The sequence below is a fragment of the Hydrogenophaga sp. UC242_53 genome, assembly GCF_042696965.1.
GTDB lineage: Bacteria > Pseudomonadota > Gammaproteobacteria > Burkholderiales > Burkholderiaceae_C > Hydrogenophaga.
Window position 1 is genome coordinate 4983291 of record NZ_CP170552.1, and the last position, 19913, is coordinate 5003203.

Here is a 19913-nt window from a genome sequence, read left to right on the forward strand (position 1 = left end):
TGCAGGACCGCCTGGCCGCGCTGCAGAAAGACGGCCGCGTGCCCCAGACCAGCTACCCCTGGGCCAAGGCGCAGTGCTGGCTCGACATGGCGCGCCAGAACTACCACGAGAACGACCGGGGCCCGGTGATCGGTGAGGCGCTGGCCGAGTCGGTCAATCTGATGGAGGCGCTGGAGAAGGGCACCACGCCGGCGGTCACCAACCCCCTGATCGGCGGCGCCGTGCGCCTGCGCGAAGACCTGTGGGCGCGCGCCGAACGCGGGCGCACCGGCGCGGGTGCGGCCTGCGTGGCGGCCCAGGCCGCGTGCCTGGACGTGCAGCTGGTGTGGATGGGCCACGAGTACGCCGAAGGCGGCTGGCGCCACGCCAACCCCTACATCGGCATGGCCGAAACCATGGCCGCGCGCCTGGAGACCGCCCAGGCCGCCTGCGCCGGCCCGGGCGTGGCCGCCGCGCCCGCGCCGGCACCCGCACCGGTGGTGGTCGAGCGGATCATCGAACGCCTGGTGCTGGCGCACCGACGCGGTGTTCGAGTTCGACCGCTCGGGCCTGAACGACATCGGCGCGGCCGGCCGCGCCCGCCTGGACGTGCTGGCCGATCGCGCCAAGGGCCTGCAAGGCATCGAACGCATCGTGCTGATCGGCCACACCGACCGCCTGGGCAGCGACGCGCACAACCAGCCGCTCTCGCTGCAGCGCGCCACCGCCGTGCGCGACCACCTCGTGGCGCGCGGGCTCGATGCCGCGCTGTTCACGGTGGAAGGCAAGGGCAGCGCCGAGCCGGTGAAGACCTGCAGCGACGGCCTGGCGCGCAGCGCGCTCATCGCCTGCCTGCGCGACAACCGGCGCGTGGAGGTGGAGATCCGCGGGCGGGTGCAGCCGGTGTCGGCTGTGCCTCGGCGCTGATTCACATCCACGGGCTTCTGAATATGTCTGCGGATATGAGGGCGCAGTGGTTTGCTCAGTCCATCTTCCTGAAGGGGTATCCCCCTTCATAGGCGATCCATCCCGTGCCCTGGTTGCACGCGATTTCCCTGTACATGAAAGACTTCACCACCCGCTCCCCGCCCAGCTCACAGATGGCCCCTTTTTCGACGATGAACTTCAACTCATCGGCTTCATCTGCCTCCTTGAAAACCCTGACATCTTCAAGCGCTTCCCACTTTCCCTCGGGTTTTTTGCAGCTTGGCAGAAGGGTCATGCAGAGAAGGGTGAGGAGAATGGCTTTCATCTCTTCGGATAGTCGATGATCCTGACGACCCGCTTCGACTTCTTGATGGTGGTCAGCAACTCTTTGGGAGCCACGCCAGCTGTCGACGCGGGGGCAAAGAAAAATCTGGGGTCGTGAGCCAGTATGCCAATGCTTTCGAGAACATCGGCGACATTGGTCGAACAGCTGTTTGATATCAGGTTGTAACCTTGGCCCAGGTTCTTCCTTCGCTCAAATTCACGGCGCATCTTTTCGCGCTCTGCCGGCGAAACGCGCAACACCACGCCAATCGAGTCGCGATACGAATTTCTGACGATGTAAACGTCTTTGGGCCGCCGGTCATACCCATCGTGTGACATGCCGTAAACCATGCCATCGATCTCCATGGCAACGTGGCCCCATTGCGAACCCCGGCTGACGATCCGACCGTCGCTGACGATGATCTCCACAGTCGTTGAATCGGTTGCGATTGGCTTGATGGAGGTGTCACTGTGTGGCGTGCTTTTGACCCTTGCAATCAAACGCAGGACTTCTCCGTCCGGGCTCTGAATGACTTCTTCAGGCATTCGATCACCCCGCGATGTAAAAATTCATCTCCCTGGCTTGTTCGCCGGTGAGATGAAGTTGGGTGCGTCCGGCTTCGTCTGTCGTGTGGAATTCGATGGGACCGTTTCCCTTTCGCACGCCGTAGTAGGTATTGCTCATGGCATTGCCCTGGGCATCTCTGAGTACGTAGAGATCATCAAATCCGGTTTTGTTGTTCAGATGCAATGCCTCTTGCATCAGGCTGATCGGGGCACTTTCTGCAATCAGCACCGCACCGCAGGTGGTTGAGTGCCCCTCGGTTGACATGGGCAGGGCCGCATTCGTGTCTGTGCATTGGTCCAGTCCTTCTGCAACCACAAAGAAGTGGGGCTTGCATTTCGGGCAATAGACCTTGTCGCCCTTGCGGACAACAGGAATGTTGTGCCATGAGTTGGTCTCGCTCCCAGAAATGACGACTCCTCCGTGGCTGGTTTTGTCGCCCAGCACACATTGGGATTTGCCGTGCAGATTCATTCTTTGAGCCATATAGTTCCATTTTTTGGATGATTCAGAAGAAATGCAGTATAAAAGTTTTAAATTACGATATATCCAAACATCCATGTCACTGTCTTGTGTGGCCGCTGGCCGACTCAAGGCATCTTCTTGCGGATGGTCGCCTGCAGGGTCTGCAGTTCCAGCAAGGCCTCGCGCACCACTTGGCTGCCCCAGGCGTCCTGCATCTGGCGCTCGTTGCGCACCATCACCAGCCGGCTCGGGCGGCTCGGGCCTTTGAGCCGGCGCAGCACCACCTGGCGCGGCGCCATCGGCGCGCACGAGGCCGGCTCAGGCCCGCGCGTCGAAGCCTTCCGCCAAGGCCCCGCGCAGCCACGCCACGAAGGCCGACACCGCGCGCGGCACGTGGCTGGCGTAGGGCCGGATCGCGTAGATCTGCGGGCTGAAGCTGCCCACCGAGGCCCAGTCCTCCAGCACCTCCACCAGCTGGCCCGAGCGCAGCGCCGCCTGCGCGCTGAAGTCCGGCACCAGCGCGATGCCCAGGCCGGCGATGGCGGCGTCGCGCAGGGCCTCGCTGTTGTTGGCGCAGAACGGGCCCGACACCGGCACCGTGATCCGCTGGCGCGGCGCCTTGCGCCGGCCTTCGGGCGGCAGAAAATGCCAGGCCGGCGTGTCCTGCGCGCGCGGGTAGTGCAGGCAGGCGTGCTGCGCGAGGTCGGGCGGCGCGGCCGGGTGCCCGTGGCGCCGTAGGTAGTCGCGGCTGCGCCACCAGCACCGAGCGCGTGGCGCACAGCGGCCAGGCCACGTGCGTGTCCGGCGGCGCGGCGGTGTGGCGGATCGCGAGGTCGAAGCCCTCGGTGCGCAGCGAACTCAGGCGGTCCGACAGGTCCAGCTCCAGCCGCACCTTGGGGTGCTCGCGCGCGAAGGCCGCGATGCGGGGCACCAGCTGCTGGCGCGCGAACGCCACCGGCGCCGTGACCCGCACCAGACCGGCCGGTTCGTCGGCCAGGTCGCGCACGCTGGAAAAACTCTGCGCGATGCGCTCGAACGGGTCGCGCAGGCCGTCCACCAGGCGCTGGCCGGCCTCGGTCAGGCGCACGCTGCGCGTGGTGCGCTGCACCAGGGGCAGGCCGGCGGCGCGCTCCAGCTCGCTGATGCGCTGGCTCATGGCGGCCTTGCTCACGCCCAGGCGCTGCGCCGAGGCGGTGTAGCTGCCCTGCTGCGCCAGCACCGTGAGCCAGTGCAGGTGCATCCAGAGGTCTTCCACTTTTTTGTCATTCATGGCCCTATTGTTCATCATGGCAAACAATCAATTCAGGTCCGGCCACTAGGCGAGGGGTTTTCCGCTGCCTAAACTGGCCCTCTTTCCTTCGACACCCTCCCGCGAGACCGCCATCGCCACCACCCCCCATTCCATCGATCACTTCATCCACGGCGCCGTGAACGCCGGCAGCTCGCCGCGCCGCCAGGACGTGTACAACCCCGCCACCGGCGCGGTGAGTGGCAAGGTCGCGCTGGCGAACGCGGCCGACGTGGGCGCGGCCGTGGCCGCCGCGCAGGCCGCGTTTCCCGCCTGGGCCGACACGCCACCGATCCGCCGCGCGCGCGTGATGTTCAAGTTCCTCGAACTGGTGAACCTGCACAAGGACGACTTGGCCCGCCTGATCACCGCCGAGCACGGCAAGGTGTTCACCGACGCGCAGGGCGAGGTCTCGCGCGGCATCGACATCATCGAGTTCGCCTGCGGCATCCCGCAGCTGCTCAAGGGCGACTTCACCGACCAGGTGTCCACCGGCATGGACAACTGGACCCTGCGCCAGCCGCTGGGCGTGGTCGCCGGCATCACGCCGTTCAACTTCCCGGTGATGGTGCCCATGTGGATGTTCCCGGTGGCGATCGCCGCGGGCAACACCTTCATCCTCAAGCCCAGCCCGATCGACCCCTCGGCCTCGCTGTTCATGGCCGAGCTGCTCCAGCAGGCCGGCCTGCCCGATGGCGTGTTCAACGTGGTGCAGGGCGACAAGGAGGCGGTGGACGCGCTGCTGGTGCACCCGGACGTGAAGGCCATCAGCTTCGTCGGCTCCACGCCGATCGCCAACTACATCTACGAGACCGGCGCGCACCACGGCAAGCGCGTGCAGGCCCTGGGCGGCGCGAAGAACCACATGGTGGTGATGCCCGACGCCGACCTGGACCAGGCGGTGGACGCGCTGATCGGCTCGGCCTATGGCTCGGCCGGCGAGCGCTGCATGGCCATCAGCGTGGCGGTGCTGGTGGGCGACGTGGCCGAGCGCATCATGCCCAAGCTGGTCGAGCGCACCCAGGCGCTCAAGGTGCTCAACGGCACCAACCTCGCGGCCGAGATGGGGCCCATCGTCACGGCGGCCGCGCACACGCGCATCGCGGGCTACATCGAGGCCGGCGCGAAAGAGGGCGCCACCCTGCGGGTGGACGGCCGGGGCTTCCAGGGCGGCGACGCGGGCGAGGGCTGCGACCACGGCTTCTGGATGGGCGGCACGCTGTTCGACCACGTGACCACCGACATGAAGATCTACAAGGAAGAGATCTTCGGCCCGGTGCTCAGCTGCGTGCGCGTGCCCGACTTCGCCAACGCCGTGCAGATCATCAACGACCACGAGTTCGGCAACGGGGTGAGCTGCTTCACGCGCGATGGGAACGTGGCGCGCGAGTTCGCGCGGCGCATCCAGGTCGGCATGGTCGGCATCAACGTGCCGATCCCGGTGCCCATGGCCTGGCACGGCTTCGGCGGCTGGAAGAAGAGCCTGTTCGGCGACATGCACGCCTACGGCGAGGAGGGCGTGCGCTTTTACACCAAGCAGAAGTCCATCATGCAGCGCTGGCCTGAAAGTATCGGGAAAGGTGCGGAGTTCATCATGCCCACGGCAAAGTAGGTTCCCCCTGCGCGCCTTCGGCGCTTCCCCCCGAGGGGGGGACGCTGTCTTGGGCCGGCGGAGCCGGACCCTTGACAGCCCTGGTATCTTCGCCGGCGACATCACAACGACAACAACATTGGGACAAGCATGAGTGAGACGACCTTCGACTACATCGTGATCGGCGGCGGCACCGCGGGTTGCCTGATGGCCAACCGGCTGTCCGCCGACCGGAGCAAGCGGGTGCTGCTGATCGAGGCCGGCCGCAAGGACGACTACCACTGGATCCACATTCCCGTGGGTTACCTGTACTGCATCGGCAACCCGCGCACCGACTGGCTCTACCAGACCGAGGCCGAGGCCGGGCTCAACGGCCGTGCGCTGCGCTACCCGCGCGGCAAGACGCTGGGCGGCAGCTCCAGCATCAACGGCATGATCTACATGCGCGGCCAGTCGCGCGACTACGACCAGTGGGCCGCGCTCACCGGCGACGACGCCTGGCGCTGGGAGAATGCGCTGCCCGATTTCAAGCGCCACGAGAACCACTACCTGGGCGACGAGCAGAACGCCGCCCAGCGCGACCCGAACTTCCGCGCGTACCACGGCCATGGCGGCGAATGGCGGGTGGAGAAGCAGCGCCTGCGCTGGGATGTGCTCGACGCGTTCGCCGAAGCCGCGCAGCAGGCCGGCATCCCGCACAGCATCGACTTCAACCGCGGCGACAACGAAGGCGTGGGCTATTTCCAGGTGAACCAGAAGGAGGGCCTGCGCTGGAACACCGCGCGCGCCTTCCTGCGCCCGACCTGTTATGGCCGGCCCAACTTCGAGCTGTGGAACAGCGCGCAGGTCACGCGCCTGGTGACGCAGCGCGGCGCCGACGGCGAGCTGCGCTGCACCGGGGTGGAGGTGTGGGACGGCGTGGCGCACGTGACCGCCGAGGCCACCAGCGAGGTGGTGCTCTGCGCCGGCGCCATCGGCTCGCCGCAGATCCTGCAGCTCTCGGGCATCGGCCCGGCCGCGCTGCTGCGCCAGCACGGCATCGACGTGGTGGTGGACCTGCCCGGCGTGGGCGCGAACCTGCAGGACCACCTGCAGATCCGCTCGGTCTACACCGTCAACGGCGCGCCCACGCTCAACGTGCTGTCCTCCTCGTGGATGGGCAAGGCGCGCATCGGGCTGGAATACCTGTTCAAGCGCAGCGGGCCGATGAGCATGGCGCCGTCGCAGCTGGGCGCCTTCACGCGCAGCGACCCGGCCCAGCCCTACGCCAACCTCGAATACCACGTGCAACCGCTCTCGCTCGATGCCTTCGGCGAGCCGCTGCACAGCTTCCCGGCGTTCACCGCCAGCGTGTGCAACCTCAACCCCACGAGCCGGGGCACGGTCAACATCCGCAGCGCGAACTTCGAGGACGCGCCACTGATCGCGCCGAACTACCTGAGCACGGCCGAAGACCGGCAGGTCGCGGCCGACAGCCTGCGCGTAACGCGCAGGATCGTCGCGCAACCGGCGCTGGCCAAGTACCAGCCCGAGGAGTTCAAGCCCGGCCTGCAGTACCAGACCGACGAGGAGCTCGCGCGCCTGGCCGGCGACATCGCCACCACCATCTTCCACCCGGTGGGCACCACCAAAATGGGCCGCGCCGACGACCCCATGGCCGTCGTCGACAGCCACCTGCGCGTGCGCGGCGTGGCCGGGCTGCGCGTGGTGGACGCGGGCGTGATGCCCACCATCACCAGCGGCAACACCAACAGCCCCACGCTCATGATCGCGGAGAAGGCCGCGACCTGGATCGTGGCAGGAGAGTGACCCCCCTGCGCCGCTGACGCGGCTTCCCCCCTGAGAGGGGGGACGACCCCTGGGGCCGGCGGAGCCGGACCCTCGGTGTCTCTGGATGCGATTACCTCAACCGGCCGACGTACTGGTTTCCGTCACCTTTGCCGCGCAGCGCCTCGGTGGCGACGTCGAGCAGGGTCTTGCGCGGCGGCACGCCCATGGCGGGAATGGCCGCCTCCAGCTTCTCGGCCCAGGGCAGCAGCTCCTCGTGCCCGTCGCTCGCGGCTTTTTCGCGCGCATGGCGCACGATCTCGCGCGCGTAGTCGGCGTTGGTCGCCATCCACTCCGTGTCCGTCACCCGGCCGGTCTTGCGCCGCAGCAGCACGTGCAGGTGGGCGGCGATGGCGAAGGGGTCGGGCGCGGTGCTCATGGGGGGGGTGCCGCTGCTCAGTGGCCGAGCTGTTCGTTGTGCAGGGACACATCCAGCCCGGCGCGCTCCACGCCCTCGCGCACGCGCAAGGTGGTGAAGCGCGAGGTGATCCACAGCACGACCGCCGTCATCACCAGGCTGTAGGCCAGCACCGCCACGCAGGCGATCAGCTGCGCCAGCAGGCTGGCCTGCACGCCTGATATGGCCGGGTCGGCCAGCACGCCGGTGAGCAGCGCGCCCACCAGACCGCCGACGCCGTGCACGCCGAACACATCGAGCGAGTCGTCCGCGCGCAGCTGGCGCTTGAGCGCGGTCGCGCCCCAGTAACAGGCCACGCCGGCCACCAGGCCGATGAGGAGGGCGCCGCGCGGCGTGACGAACCCGGCCGCCGGCGTGATCGCCACCAGCCCGGCGACCACGCCCGAACACAGGCCCAGCAGCGAGGCGCGCTTGCGCGCCAGCCACTCGGCGGCCATCCAGGCGAGCGCGCCCGAGGCGGCCGCCACGTGCGTGACCAGCAGGGCCAGGCCCGCGCGGCCGTCGGCGGCCAGGGCCGAGCCGGCGTTGAAACCGAACCAGCCCACCCACAGCAGGCCGGTGCCGGCCATGGTCAGGCCCAGGTTGAACGGCACGAAGGGCTCCTGCCCGTAGCCCGAGCGTGGGCCCAGGGCGTAAGCGCAGACCAGGGCGGCCGCGCCGGCGTTGATGTGCACCACCGCGCCGCCGGCGAAATCCAGCGCACCCAGCTGCGCGAGCCAGCCGCCCGGTTCCCACACCCAGTGCGCGACCGGCGCGTACACCAGCAGCAGCCACAGGCCGGCGAACAGCAGCAGCGCGCCGAAGTGCATGCGCTCGACCAGCGCGCCCACCACCAGCGCGCAGGTGATGATGGCGAAGGTGAGCTGGAACATCGCGAACACCGATTCCGGCACGTGCTGCGCGATGTGGCTCACCGCCACCTGGCCGGTGGTTCCCAGGTAGTCCATGCCCGAGAAGCCCATGCGGCCGAGACCGCCGATGAAGCCGCCCAGCGCGCCGCCGGGGGTGAAGGCCAGCGAATAGGCCAGCGCGAACCACAGCACGCTGACCACGGCGGCGATGCCGACCACGCTCGCCATGGTGTTGATCACGTTCAGGCGGCGCACCATGCCGCCATAAAACAGGGCGATGCCCGGCAGCGTCATGAGCAGCACCAGCGCGGTGCTGACCATGAGCCAGGCCGTGTCGGCCCCCTGGATGGCGCTGGCCGCGACCAGGCCTGGTGCATCGAGCGTGACTTTTGTCACGGCTTCTGTGGTTTCGCCTTGCGAGGCGGCCAAAAGCTGCGCAGAGCAAGGTGGGCAGGAGCAGGCCCCGCCGAACGAAATAGCGGTATTGGTGCATGAATGGCTCTCTTCCAACGACGAACAGACCGTTGCATTTCCTGTGCCAAACCGCCAGAAAGCAAGGGAAAGCCCGGATGCACAGCCCTGGTGCGGGCCGCTACAGTGCATGCACTCGCCAACAGCGCCCAGCGCTGGTGACCGCGGGGGACCGAGGAGACAACCCAGTCCAATTCGAACAACGGTTTCAGCGTCCTCCAGAGATGCCAGATTCCTCGAGCCGACCCCACAAGGGTCGGCTTTTTTTTGCCCGGAGCCGTCCGGCGACAATCCTGGGATGGAACTGCTTCTGGTCTCGCTGGCGTCGCTGTTCGCCGGTTTTGTCGATTCGATCGTGGGTGGCGGCGGCCTCATCCTGGTGCCGGCGCTGTTCGCGATGTTTCCCACCACCCACCCGGCCACGCTGTTCGGTGTGAACAAGGGCGCCTCGGTCTGGGGCACGGCGGCGGCCACGCTGCAGTACGCGCGCCGGGTCGAGATGCCCTGGCATGCGCTGCTGCCGGCGGCGGCGGTGGGTTTTGCCGGCTCCATGGCGGGGGCCTGGACGGTCACCGTGATCTCGCCCGACTTCCTGCGCCGTGCCCTGCCGCTGGTGCTGCTGCTGGTGCTGGGCTACACCCTGGCGCGCAAGGAGCTGGGTCGGCACCACACGCCGCGCTTCAGCGGCCGCCAGGAAATGCTGGCCGCAAGCCTGCTCGGTGCCGTCATCGGCTTCTATGACGGCTTCTTCGGCCCTGGAACGGGCAGCTTCTTCGTCTTTCTGTTCGTGCGCTGGCTGGGTTACGACTTCCTGCACGCCAGCGCCAGCGCCAAGCTGCTCAACACCGCCACGAACCTGGCCGCGCTGGCGCTGTTCGCCTGGAAGGGCCATGTGTGGTGGCATTTCGTGCTCGCCATCGGCCATCGCCAACGTGGTCGGCAGCCTGCTGGGCACGCGGCTTGCCCTGAAACACGGCAGCGGCTTCGTGCGCATCGTGTTCATCTTCGTGGTGAGCGCGCTGATCCTCAAGACCACGTACGACGCCTGGATCCGACGCTGACACCCACTTCCAAGGAGGCCCTTATGCCGTCTCGCTCCATCCGTGCACAGACCCTGGGTTTTATGGGCTGGCTGGCGCTGGTGCTGCTGGCGGGGGGTCTGGGTGCCCTGGCGTCGGTGGAGGCCGCGTCGTTCTATGCGCAGCTGAACCGGCCCGGCTGGGCGCCACCGGCGGGCGTGTTCGGACCGGTGTGGTCGCTGCTGTATGGGCTGATGGCGGTGGCCGCGTGGCTGGTCTGGCGCGAGCCGGCCCAGCCGTCGCGGGCACCGGCTTTGGTCGTCTTCGTGTTGCAACTGGCGGTCAACGCGCTGTGGTCGTGGCTGTTCTTTGCCTGGCACCGGGGGGCCTGGGCGTTGGCCGATGTGCTGTTGCTGCTGGTGCTGATCGCCACGGCGATCGCGCTGTTCCGGCGCGTGCGCCCGCTGGCCGCGTGGCTGCTGTGGCCCTACCTGGCCTGGGTGGCTTTCGCGAGCGCGCTCACCTGGGCGATGTGGCGGGCCAACCCGGGCGTGCTGTAGCGCGGGCCCTCAGGGCGCGACCGGGGCGTCGGGCGGCCAGGGCAGGCTGCTGGCCTTGAGCGGCGTGCCGATGGGGGCGCTGGCCTGGCCCACGCGCACGGCGGCCAGGTCCTGCGGGTTGGGGTACTGGTCCATCAGCAAGTAGTCGAACACGCGGCGCGCGATCGGGGCGGCGTGTGCCGCGCCGAAGCCGGCGTTCTCCACGATCACCGCCAGCGCCACGCGCGGCTGGTCCACCGGCGCGAAGGCCAGGTACAGCGAGTGGTCGCGCTGGTGCTCTTCGAGCCGGCGCGCGTCGTAGCGCTCCTTCTGCCCGATGGTCACGGCCTGCGCCGTGCCGGTCTTGCCGCCGCTGGCGTAGCCCGCGCCGGCGAACACGCGGGTGGAGGTGCCTTCGGTGGTCACGGCCTGCATGGCGTTGAGCACGATGCGCACGTTCTCGGGCTTGAAGCCGAGGTTTTCGGGCGGCGGGCCGGGCAGCGGCACGCGCTCGCGCGTGATCACGTTCTCGGTCGCCATGGTCAGGTGCGGCTTGTACTTGATGCCGCCGTTGGCCAGCGTCGCCATGGCGTGCGCGATCTGCAGCATGGTGAAGTTGTTGTAGCCCTGGCCGATGCCCAGCGAGATGGTCTCGCCCGCGTACCAGCGCTGCTGCTCGGGCCGCTTGTAGGTGTTGCGCTTCCAGGCCTGGCTGGGCAGCACGCCGCGCACCTCGCCCTTGAGGTCGATGCCGGTGATCTGGCCGAAGCCCAGCGGCTTCATGAAGTCGTGCATGGTGTCCACGCCCATGTCGTTGGCCAGCGAATAGAAATACGTGTTGCTGGACTTGACGATGGCGCGGTGCATGTCGACCGCGCCCAGGCCGTCGCCGTGGCTGCGGAAGCGGTGGCCGCCGAACATCCAGTAGCCGGGGTCGTTCATCACCAGGCTCGCGCTGCGCGAGCCGGTTTCGAGCGCGGCCAGCGCCATGAAGGGCTTGTAGGTGGAGCCGGGCGGGTAGGTGCCGCGCAGGGCCCGGTTCAGCAAAGGCTTGTCCATCGACTCGTTGAGCGCGCGCCAGTTCTCCACGTCGATGCCCTCGACGAACAGGTTGGGGTCGAAGGTGGGCTTGCTCACGAAGGCCAGCACCTCGCCCGAGCGCGGGTCGATCGCCACCAGCGCGCCGCGCCGCTCGCCGAACATGTCCTCCACCAGCTTCTGCAGCTGGATGTCGATCGACAGCACCACGGCGTTGCCCGGCGTGGCCGGCGTGTTGGCCAGCGAGCGCACGGCACGCCCGCCGGCCGAGGTCTCCACGCGCTGGAAGCCGGTGATGCCGTGCAGCTCGCGCTCGTAGCTCTGCTCCGCGCCGAGCTTGCCGATGTATTCGGTGCCGCGGTAGTTGGCCTGGTCCTCTTCCGGCCAGTCGGCGATGAGCTCGGTCTCGCGCTGGTTGATGCGCCCGATGTAGCCGATCACGTGGCTCGCCACCTCGCCGTTGGGGTACTGGCGCAGCAGGCGCGCGCGCACGTCCACGCCGGGGAAGCGGTAGCGCTGCGCCGTGAAGCGCGCGACCTCCACGTCGGTCAGGCGGGTGCGCAGCGGCAGCGAGTCGAAGCGGTGCGACTCCTCCAGCAGCTTGCGAAAGCGGCGCTGGTCGCGCGGCGTGACCTCCACCAGCTCGCTCAGGCCGGCGATGGTGGCGTCCATGTCCTCCACGCGCGAGGGCGTGATCTCCAGCGTGTAGGCCGAGTAGTTGGTGGCCAGGATGCGGCCCTTGCGGTCCAGGATCTGCCCGCGGTTGGGCACCACCGGCAGCACGGCCGTGCGGTTGCTCTCGGCCTGCGCCGCCAGGTCCTCGTGGCGGATCACCTGCAGGTAGACCATGCGAGAGGCGATCAGCCCGAACGCGAACACCACCGTGAGGCCGATCAGCAGCGCCCGGGTGCGGAACTGCGCCAGATCGGCTTCGACGTTGCGGATTTCCGTCATGACCGTGTTTTATCCGAGATGGCAAAGACCGCGTGAGTTTGCCGACCCGCGGCCAGTGCCAGCGCGGAACCGGCTTTGCCGGGCCGCAGCTGGCGCCCCTTGGGGGGTGACGCCGAAGGCGGCGCGGGGGGTGCTCATAGAGGTCTGTTGTCGTCGGGGTTGGGCGCGCGGCGCTGCGGCGCCAGCAGCAGCACGCTCACCACCGGCCAGAGCGCGGCCTCGATCACCGGGGCCAGCAGGTAGAACACGCCGGGGAAGCTGCCACCGGCGGCCATGCGCACCAGCAGTTCGAGCACGTGCGCGGCCACGAACAGCGGCAGCACCTGCACCGACTGGTTGGGCACGCTGAACCAGAGCAGGCGCCGGTGCATGGAAATGCCGAGGAAGCCCAGCGCGGTGTAGGCCAGCGCGTGCTGGCCGAGCAGGGCGCCCTGGTGCACGTCCATGGCCAGGCCAAAGGCAAAGGCCACGCCCACACCGATGCGCAGCGGCTGGTGCACGCTCCAGAACACCAGCACCACGGCCAGCAGATCGGGCACCCAGGCGGCGCGGCCGAACAGGCCCATGTTCATCAGCATGTTGAACACCAGCGCGGCCAGCAGGCTGAACCAGATGAAGCCGGGGTTGGCGGGCAGCAGCAGCTGCTGGCCGGGACGCATGATCATGGCGCGGTGCTCCGGACACCCGGGCGGTTGGCGCGCGCCGGGCGGGGGGTGTCGGCGGCTTCGGCCAGGGGGGAGGGCGGAACCGAGGCCGCGATGGAGCCCAGCACCAGCACGTGCAGCGTGCCCTGCACGCGGGCCAGGGGCTCGCACTGGATGCGCGCGAAGGACGACTCGGCCTGGCGCTCGACCAGGGTCACGCGCGCCACCGGCAGGCCGGCGGGGTAGACGCCGTCCACGCCGCTGGTGGAGAGCAGGTCGCCTTCGGCGATGTCGGCGCTGGCCAGGGTGTAGCGCAGCTCCAGGCCGTCGCCGCTGGTGGACGGCTGGCCGTAGGCCACGCTGCGCACGCCGGTGCGCGTGTTGAGCACGGGAATGGCCTGGTCGCGGTCGATCAGCAGCGTGACCTCGGCCACCAGCGGGTAGACCCGCGTGACCTGGCCCAGCACGCCGCTTTCATCGACCACCGGGGAACCTGCCTCGATGCCGTGCGTCTGGCCGCGGTCGATCACGATCTTGCGCGAGTAGGGGTCGGCCGCGTCGTACAGCACCTGGGCGCCGATGGCCTGGGTGCCGATGCGCTCGCGCATGGCCAGCAGTTCGCGCAGGCGCTGGTTTTCCAGGGTGATCTGCTCCAGCTGCAGGCTGCGCTCGGCCTGCACCGCCAGGCGCTGCAGCGCCTCGCCTTCGCTCTTCTGCGCGGCGTGCAACGAGGTGAAGTAACCGCCCGCCATGGAGGCCAGCTGCACCGGCTGCAGCACCGCCCATTGCACGGGGTAGAGCACCACGGCCATGGCGGTGCGGATCGGCTCGGTGAGCCGAAAGCGCAGGTCGGCCACCATCAGGAACAGCGCCAGGGCGCTGAACACCACCAGCTTGGACAGGGCCGACGGACCCTGCTTGAAGAACGGGGGCGGGGTGCGGTCCAGGGTGCCCAGTGGCATGGCGCTCGGAGGGGTCTGGTCGGTGGTGGGGAGGCGCGGCCGCCGGGCGGCGGCCGGGGTTTATTCGCTGGTGAAGATCGTGCCCAGGCGCTCCATGCGCTCCAGGGCCATGCCGCAACCGCGCACCACGCAGGTGAGCGGCTCTTCGGCCACCAGCACCGGCAGGCCGGTTTCTTCGGCCAGCAGGCGGTCGAGGTCGCGCAGCAGCGCACCGCCGCCGGTGAGCATCATGCCGCGCTCGGCGATGTCGGCGCCCAGCTCGGGCGGCGTGTGCTCCAGCGCCATCTTCACGGCCGTGACGATGTTGTTGAGCGGATCGGTCAGGGCTTCGAGGATCTCGTTGCTGGAGATGGTGAAGCTGCGCGGCACGCCCTCGGAGAGGTTGCGGCCCTTGACTTCCATTTCCTTGACTTCGCTGCCGGGGAAGGCCGAGCCGATCTGCTTCTTGATCGCTTCGGCCGTGGGCTCGCCGATCAGCATGCCGTAGTTGCGGCGGATGTAGGCAATGATGGCGTCGTCGAAGCGGTCACCGCCCACGCGCACGCTGCCCTTGTAGACCATGCCGCCCAGGCTGATGACGCCCACCTCGGTGGTGCCGCCGCCGATGTCGACCACCATGGAGCCGGAGGCGTCCGACACCGGCAGGCCGGCGCCGATGGCCGCGGCCATGGGTTCCTCGATCAGGTAAACCTCGGACGCGCCGGCGCCCAGGGCCGATTCGCGGATGGCGCGGCGCTCGACCTGGGTCGAGCCGCAGGGCACGCAGATGATGATGCGCGGGCTCGGCTTGAACATCGAGCGCGGGTGCACCATCTTGATGAACTGCTTGAGCATCTGCTCGGTGACGGTGAAGTCGGCGATCACGCCGTCCTTCATGGGGCGGATGGCCTCGATGTTGCCGGGCACCTTGCCCAGCATGGCCTTGGCCTCGTGGCCGACCGCCTGGATGGTCTTCTTGCCCTGGGGGCCGCCTTCGTGGCGGATGGACACGACGGAGGGCTCGTCGAGCACGATGCCCTTGTTGCGAACGTAGATGAGGGTGTTGGCGGTGCCGAGGTCGATGGCCAGGTCGGTCGAAAATTGCCGACGGAAAGCTTCAAACATGGTGCATGGGTCCTGTGGGGCACGGGCGCGGCTGTGCGCGCTCGTCGCCGGGTATGGGGCCGGGTCGTTGGCCGGGCATCGGTGCTAAGTGGTTGATTCCTAGGCGAAAACCGCAACGGCACGGGCGCTGCCGTTAAACCTTGGATAATACCGTATCCCCTGTGTACAACTGCGCGCAAACAGGGTGCATTTTGTCCAGTTACAAGCCGTTTCAGGGCGGAAAACCCGCAGACGGTGCGTCTCTTCCCCATCCGGAACCCTCTTTTGCCATGTCCCTGACCCCGTCCGACATCGGGCGCATCGCCAACCTCGCGCGCCTGGAGCTCTCCGGCGCGCAGAGCGAGACCATGCGCATCCAGCTCAATGGCTTCTTCGACATCGTCGAGCAGATGAACGCGGTGGACACCACCGGCGTGGAGCCCCTGGCCCATCCCACGGCGGTGATCGACCACGTCTCGCTGCGCCTGCGCCCGGACGTGGCGAGCGAGCCCAACGACCGCGAAGCCAACCAGAAGAGCGCCCCGGCGGTCGAGCGCGGCCTGTTCCTCGTGCCCAAGGTGATCGAATGAACGATCTGCACATCCTGGGCGTGAGCGAGCTGGCCGCCGCCATCGCCGACAAGAAAACCAGCAGCGTCGAGGCCGCCCAGCACCTGCTGGCGCGCGCGAAGCAGCACAGCGCGCTCGGCGCCTACCTTTCCTTCAATGAAGAGGCCACGCTGGCCCAGGCCCGCGCGGCCGACGCGCGCATCGCCGCCGGCGAACGCACGCCGCTGCTGGGCGTGCCGCTGGCGCACAAGGACATCTTCGTCACCAAGGACTTCGCCACCACCGCCGGCTCGAAGATGCTGGCGGGCTACCAGAGCCCGTTCGACGCGACCGTGGTGCGGCGCCTGGCCGCGCAGGGCGCGGTGACGCTGGGCAAGCTCAACTGCGACGAGTTCGCCATGGGCGGCAGCAACGAGAACTCGGCCTTTGGCGCGGTGCACAACCCCTGGGACACCACGCGCGTGCCGGGCGGCTCCTCGGGCGGCTCCGCCGTGGCCGTCGCCGCGCGCCTGGCACCCGCCGTCACCGGCACCGACACCGGCGGCTCGATCCGCCAGCCGGCGAGCTTCTGCGGCATCACCGGCATCAAGCCCACCTACGGCCGCTGCTCGCGCTACGGCATGGTGGCCTTCGCCTCCAGCCTGGACCAGGCCGGCCCGATGGCGCGCAGCGCCGCCGACTGCGCGGTGCTGCTCAGCGCCATGGCCGGCCCCGACATCGACCGCGATTCCACCAGCCTGGACCACCCGGCCGAGGACTACACCGCGCTGCTCGGCCAGCCGCGCGAAGGCGCCACCGCCGCTCAGCCGCTCAAGGGCCTGCGCATCGGCTTGCCCAAGGAATTCTTCGGCGAAGGCTGCGCGCCCGACGTGCTCGCCACCGTGCGCGCCGCGCTGGCGGAGTATGAAAAGCTCGGCGCCACGCTGGTCGAGGTCTCGCTGCCGCGCACCGAGCTCTCCATCCCGGTCTACTACATCATTGCGCCGGCCGAGGCCAGCTCCAACCTCAGCCGTTTCGACGGTGTGAAGTTCGGCCACCGCGCCGCGCAGTACGGGGACCTGACCGACATGTACAAGAAGTCGCGCAGCGAAGGCTTCGGGCCCGAGGTGCAGCGCCGCATCATGATCGGCACCTACGTGCTCAGCCACGGCTACTACGACGCCTACTACCTGCAGGCGCAGAAGATCCGCCGCCTGATCGCGCAGGACTTCCAGGCCGCGTTCGCGCAGTGCGACCTGATCGCCGGCCCGGTGGCGCCCACCGTGGCCTGGAAGCTCGGCGAAAAGAGCAACGACCCGGTGGCCAACTACCTGGCCGACATCTACACCCTCTCCACCAGCCTCGCCGGCCTGCCCGGCATGAGCGTGCCCGCCGGCTTCGGCGCGGGTGGCCTGCCGGTGGGCCTGCAGCTTGTGGGCAACCATTTCCAGGAAGGCCCGCTGCTGCAGGCCGCGCACGCCTTTCAGCAGGCGACCGACTGGCACACCCGCGCTCCGCAAGGCTATTGACATGAGTTCCAGCAAATCCCTTCTGGTCGGCGGCTACGAGGTGGTGATCGGTTTCGAGACCCACGCCCAGCTCGCCACGCAATCCAAGATCTTCAGCCGCGCGCCCACGGCCTTCGGCGCCGAGCCCAACACGCAGGCCTGCGCGGTGGACCTGGCTTTGCCCGGCACGCTGCCGGTCATGAACCGCGCGGCCGTCGAACTCGCGATCCGCCTCGGGCTCGCGCTCGGTTCGCACATCGCCGAGCAGAGCGTGTTCGCGCGCAAGAACTACTTCTACCCCGACCTGCCCAAGGGCTACCAGATCAGCCAGTTCGAGATCCCGGTGGTGCAGGGCGGCGAGGTCTCGTTCTTCCTCGGTGACGAGAAGAAGACCGTGCGCCTGGTGCGCGCGCACCTGGAAGAAGACGCGGGCAAGAGCCTGCACGAGGACTTCATCGGCCAGAGCGGCATCGACCTCAACCGCGCCGGCACGCCGCTGCTTGAGATCGTGACCGAGCCCGACATCCGCTCCAGCGCCGAGGCCGTGGCCTACGCGAAGGAGCTGCACAAGATCGTCACCTGGATCGGCATCTGCGACGGCAACATGCAGGAAGGCTCGTTCCGCTGCGACGCCAACGTCTCGGTGCGCAAGCCCGGCGCGCCGCTGGGCACGCGCCGCGAGATCAAGAACCTGAACAGCTTCAAGTTCATGCAGCAGGCCATCGACTACGAGGTGCGCTGGCAGATCGAGCAGATCGAGGACGGCCACGCGATCCAGCAGGCCACCGTGCTGTTCGATCCCGACACCGGCGAGACGCGTGCCATGCGCACCAAGGAAGACGCGGCCGATTACCGCTACTTCCCCGACCCGGATCTGCCGCCGCTGGTGATCGCGCGCGACTGGGTGGACCAGGTGAAGGCCGCCATGCCCGAGCTGCCGCGCGCGATGGCCGAACGCCTGGTGCGCGACTACGGCCTGCCCGAGTACGACGCCACCACGCTCACGCAAAGCCCGGCGATGGCCGCCTACTTCGAGACGGCGGCCCAGGCCAGCGGCCAGGCCAAGCTGGTCAGCAACTGGATCATGGGCGAGGTCTCGCGCCGGCTCAACGCCGAGGAACGCGACATCGCCGGCGTGCCGGTGAGCGCGGCGCAACTGGCGGCCGTGATCGGGCGCATCGCCGACGGCACGGTGTCGAACAACGCCGCCAAGCAGGTCTTTGACGCCCTGTGGACCGGCGAGGGCCGCGAGGTCGACGCCGTCATCGAGGCCAAGGGCCTCAAGCAGATGAACGACAGCAGCGCGCTGGAGAAGATCATCGACGAGGTGATGGCCGCCAACGCCGAGATGGTCGAGCAGTTCCGCGCCGGCAAGGACAAAGCCTTCAACGCCCTGGTCGGCCAGGCCATGAAAGCGAGCAAGGGCAAGGCCAACCCGCAACAGGTCAACGACCTGCTGCGCCAGAAACTCGGTTGAGGGTCAGCGCCCGGCGGATGCCGGGCTGCCGACGCCGGTGCGGTTGCCGCCCGCGGCCGTCCAGAGCTGGCGCAGCTTGGCCAGCTCTTCGTCGAAGCGGGCGTTGATGCGCTGTTTTTCCTGGACCTGCTCGTCCAGGAAGCGCTTCTGCACCACCATCTGCTTCTCGTTGTCTTCGATCTTGCGCTTGAGCCAGTTGGGCGCCTTGCTGACGTCGTTCTGGTAGAACTCCAGCTCGACGTTGATGTCCTTGCGTTGCGCCACCAGCGCCAGCTCGCGCTTGTTCACCGCGCCGATGACCTCGTCGATCTGCGCCAGGGCGTCGGCCCGCTCCTTGTCGTGCACCCCCTGGTTGGGGTAGCGGATCATCAGGGCGCGTTCGCGGCGCTTTTCTTCCTGCAGGCGGCTGCGCTGTTCCTCTTCCTGTTTGCGCTGGGCGTCGAGCCTGGCGCGCTCGTCGGCGGTGTAGCTCGGCGGCAGCGTCTTGCGCACGGTGCCGCTGTTGCCCAGCTGCTGCTGCTCACGGTCCAGGCATTCGACGATGGGGCGGTCTCGAACGATGGTGTTGCCCTTGGCATCCTTGCAGGTGTACATGCCCGCCTGCGCGTGTGCCGTGTCCCACAGGCCCCCGCCGAGCAACAGCGCGCCACCGGCCAGCCACAGGCGGCGGGAGAGAACGGAGAACAGGGGGTGGTGCAGGGTCATCGTGGAAGAAGGGTCAGGACACGCCGTAGCGTTGCCGGTAGGCCAGCACCCGTTCGCGGTGCGAATCGAACTCGCCGCCAGAGCGGGCGGTCAAATAGTGCAGCAAATCGGCCAGCCTCGCAATCGTGCAGACCTGCATGCCCAGCTCGCGCTGGACATATTGCACGGCGCTGTGGTCCACGTCGCGCACCTGGCCGTCGGCGCCGACCTCGGTGGCCTTTTCCTGGCGGTCCAGTGCGATCGCGATGGCGTGCGGCGTGGCGCCGGCGGCGCGGATCAGCGCGATGGATTCGCGCGCCGCGGTGCCGGCGGACATCACGTCGTCGACGATCAGCACGCGGCCCTTGAGCGGCGCGCCGACCAGGGTGCCGCCTTCGCCATGGTCCTTGGCTTCCTTGCGGTTGTAGGCGAAGGGCACATTGCGGCCCAGCCGCGCGAGCTCGATGGACACCGCCGCGCCCAGTGGAATGCCCTTGTAGGCCGGGCCGAAGATCATGTCGAACTCGATGCCGCTGGCGACCAGGGCTTTTGCATAGAATTGTGCGAGCCGGCCCAGCTTGGCGCCGTCGTCGAACAGACCGGCGTTGAAGAAATACGGGCTCATGCGCCCGGCCTTGGTCTTGAATTCACCAAAGCGCAACACGCCGGCATCGACGCAAAACTGCACGAATTCCTGCGCGAGCGCAGCATCGGGCGCGCCGGCCTTCGCCGCGCCTGTATCCAACACCAT

Annotated in this window: 20 protein-coding genes and 2 pseudogenes; 8 read left to right on the top strand and 14 right to left on the bottom strand. The window is 68.3% G+C overall.

All coding sequences use genetic code 11. The annotated features are described in order from the left end of the window. Positions 1-373 precede the first annotated feature (373 nt). Positions 374-496, bottom strand: a complete 123-nt coding sequence (locus ACFJI0_RS25030; RefSeq protein WP_382322767.1) for a hypothetical protein — start codon at positions 494-496, stop codon at positions 374-376. Between the two features lie 92 nt (positions 497-588). Between ACFJI0_RS25030 and ACFJI0_RS25035 the strand changes: the two genes are divergently transcribed. Then, positions 589-906, top strand: coding sequence for an OmpA family protein (locus ACFJI0_RS25035; protein ID WP_382325827.1), 318 nt, complete (start codon positions 589-591; stop codon positions 904-906). Positions 907-961: 55 nt separating this feature from the next. Here ACFJI0_RS25035 and ACFJI0_RS25040 read toward each other — a convergent pair whose 3' ends face one another. The 5 genes and pseudogenes from ACFJI0_RS25040 to ACFJI0_RS25060 all read right to left on the bottom strand — a co-directional run. Continuing rightward, positions 962-1231, bottom strand: a complete 270-nt coding sequence (locus ACFJI0_RS25040; protein WP_382163313.1) for a hypothetical protein — start codon at positions 1229-1231, stop codon at positions 962-964. Continuing rightward, complete coding sequence (locus ACFJI0_RS25045; protein ID WP_382322768.1) at positions 1228-1776, bottom strand: hypothetical protein; 549 nt, start codon at positions 1774-1776, stop codon at positions 1228-1230. The genes ACFJI0_RS25040 and ACFJI0_RS25045 overlap by 4 nt, the downstream gene beginning before the upstream one ends. A gap of 4 nt (positions 1777-1780) precedes the next feature. Continuing rightward, positions 1781-2356, bottom strand: a complete 576-nt coding sequence (locus tag ACFJI0_RS25050; RefSeq protein ID WP_382322769.1) for a PAAR domain-containing protein — start codon at positions 2354-2356, stop codon at positions 1781-1783. A gap of 222 nt (positions 2357-2578) precedes the next feature. After that, entirely contained in the window at positions 2579-2944 is a 366-nt protein-coding gene (locus ACFJI0_RS25055; protein WP_382325829.1) for a LysR substrate-binding domain-containing protein, read from the bottom strand. 46 nt (positions 2945-2990) lie between these two features. Beyond that, a pseudogene (locus tag ACFJI0_RS25060) lies at positions 2991-3548 on the bottom strand (LysR family transcriptional regulator); the annotation flags it as partial. A 94-nt stretch (positions 3549-3642) separates the two neighbouring features. On the opposite strand from ACFJI0_RS25060, the gene ACFJI0_RS25065 reads away from it, so the two are divergent. Continuing rightward, complete coding sequence (locus tag ACFJI0_RS25065; RefSeq protein ID WP_382325831.1) at positions 3643-5160, top strand: CoA-acylating methylmalonate-semialdehyde dehydrogenase; 1518 nt, start codon at positions 3643-3645, stop codon at positions 5158-5160. 129 nt (positions 5161-5289) lie between these two features. Beyond that, positions 5290-6948, top strand: coding sequence for a GMC family oxidoreductase (locus ACFJI0_RS25070; protein ID WP_382322770.1), 1659 nt, complete (start codon positions 5290-5292; stop codon positions 6946-6948). A 91-nt stretch (positions 6949-7039) separates the two neighbouring features. On the opposite strand, the gene ACFJI0_RS25075 is transcribed toward ACFJI0_RS25070, so the two are convergent. Further along, positions 7040-7345 carry a hypothetical protein gene (locus tag ACFJI0_RS25075; RefSeq protein WP_382163301.1) on the bottom strand — a complete coding sequence of 102 codons (306 nt, stop codon included), beginning with the start codon at positions 7343-7345 and terminating at the stop codon, positions 7040-7042. Between the two features lie 17 nt (positions 7346-7362). Beyond that, entirely contained in the window at positions 7363-8631 is a 1269-nt protein-coding gene (locus ACFJI0_RS25080; RefSeq protein ID WP_382322771.1) for an ammonium transporter, read from the bottom strand. Positions 8632-9004: 373 nt separating this feature from the next. On the opposite strand from ACFJI0_RS25080, the pseudogene ACFJI0_RS25085 reads away from it, so the two are divergent. Both ACFJI0_RS25085 and ACFJI0_RS25090 read left to right on the top strand, forming a co-directional pair. Next, positions 9005-9767 (top strand): annotated as a pseudogene (locus ACFJI0_RS25085) (sulfite exporter TauE/SafE family protein). Between the two features lie 62 nt (positions 9768-9829). Beyond that, positions 9830-10285 (top strand): TspO/MBR family protein, encoded by a 456-nt coding sequence (locus ACFJI0_RS25090; RefSeq protein WP_382325833.1) that lies wholly within the window; start codon positions 9830-9832, stop codon positions 10283-10285. Between the two features lie 9 nt (positions 10286-10294). On the opposite strand, the gene mrdA is transcribed toward ACFJI0_RS25090, so the two are convergent. The 4 genes from mrdA to ACFJI0_RS25110 form a co-directional block, all read right to left on the bottom strand. After that, the gene (gene mrdA / locus ACFJI0_RS25095; protein WP_382322772.1) at positions 10295-12256 is read right to left on the bottom strand and encodes a penicillin-binding protein 2; all 1962 of its coding nucleotides are present in this window, start codon (positions 12254-12256) and stop codon (positions 10295-10297) included. A 134-nt stretch (positions 12257-12390) separates the two neighbouring features. Next, positions 12391-12921 (bottom strand): rod shape-determining protein MreD, encoded by a 531-nt coding sequence (mreD, locus tag ACFJI0_RS25100; RefSeq protein ID WP_291118056.1) that lies wholly within the window; start codon positions 12919-12921, stop codon positions 12391-12393. Continuing rightward, the gene (mreC, locus tag ACFJI0_RS25105; protein WP_382322773.1) at positions 12918-13862 is read right to left on the bottom strand and encodes a rod shape-determining protein MreC; all 945 of its coding nucleotides are present in this window, start codon (positions 13860-13862) and stop codon (positions 12918-12920) included. The genes mreD and mreC overlap by 4 nt, the downstream gene beginning before the upstream one ends. A gap of 60 nt (positions 13863-13922) precedes the next feature. After that, a complete protein-coding gene (locus ACFJI0_RS25110; RefSeq protein ID WP_066269288.1) occupies positions 13923-14966 on the bottom strand; it encodes a rod shape-determining protein in 1044 nt (347 codons plus the stop codon). 269 nt (positions 14967-15235) lie between these two features. Between ACFJI0_RS25110 and gatC the strand changes: the two genes are divergently transcribed. Genes gatC through gatB form a run of 3 tightly spaced genes read left to right on the top strand, consistent with a single transcriptional unit; the run spans position 15236 to position 18478 of the window. Then, positions 15236-15535, top strand: coding sequence for an Asp-tRNA(Asn)/Glu-tRNA(Gln) amidotransferase subunit GatC (gatC, locus tag ACFJI0_RS25115; RefSeq protein ID WP_382322774.1), 300 nt, complete (start codon positions 15236-15238; stop codon positions 15533-15535). Continuing rightward, positions 15532-17022, top strand: a complete 1491-nt coding sequence (gene gatA / locus ACFJI0_RS25120) for an Asp-tRNA(Asn)/Glu-tRNA(Gln) amidotransferase subunit GatA (protein ID WP_382322775.1) — start codon at positions 15532-15534, stop codon at positions 17020-17022. Before gatC ends, gatA begins: the two co-directional genes overlap by 4 nt. Position 17023: 1 nt before the next feature. Continuing rightward, positions 17024-18478, top strand: a complete 1455-nt coding sequence (gatB, locus tag ACFJI0_RS25125; RefSeq protein WP_382322776.1) for an Asp-tRNA(Asn)/Glu-tRNA(Gln) amidotransferase subunit GatB — start codon at positions 17024-17026, stop codon at positions 18476-18478. A 3-nt stretch (positions 18479-18481) separates the two neighbouring features. On the opposite strand, the gene ACFJI0_RS25130 is transcribed toward gatB, so the two are convergent. After that, positions 18482-19183 (bottom strand): DUF4124 domain-containing protein, encoded by a 702-nt coding sequence (locus ACFJI0_RS25130; protein ID WP_382322777.1) that lies wholly within the window; start codon positions 19181-19183, stop codon positions 18482-18484. Positions 19184-19196: 13 nt separating this feature from the next. Beyond that, positions 19197-19913 carry an orotate phosphoribosyltransferase gene (gene pyrE / locus ACFJI0_RS25135; RefSeq protein ID WP_382163284.1) on the bottom strand — a complete coding sequence of 239 codons (717 nt, stop codon included), beginning with the start codon at positions 19911-19913 and terminating at the stop codon, positions 19197-19199.